This is a genomic window from Bradyrhizobium sp. 25ACV (genome assembly GCF_054863005.1).
Map to the genome: position 1 here is coordinate 1 of NZ_JAVAYO010000188.1, position 240 is coordinate 240.

1 protein-coding gene is annotated in these 240 nt (G+C 61.2%); it reads left to right on the forward strand.

The annotated features are described in order from the left end of the window. Nucleotides 1–240, forward strand: a 240-nt coding sequence (locus RAD04_RS39100; protein ID WP_461628025.1) for a glycosyltransferase, incomplete at both ends; no start/stop codon positions are given.

Sequence of the window (240 nt, forward strand, 5' to 3'; positions counted from 1 at the left end):
CGAGCTTGGGCGCTTCAGCCGGGTCAAGCCCGAACTGTCGGTCAGGCGGGACTGTCGATATCTCGTCGGCTACGTGGGAATGATGGCCGAGCAGGACGGTGTAGACCTCCTGGTCAAGGCGATGGAACACATCGTCAAGCGCCTGCATCGAACGGATATCGCCTGCCTGATCATCGGCGACGGGCCGGAGGCAGGTCGGCTCAGGACGCTCACAAGCGAACTCGGGATTACCGACAATAT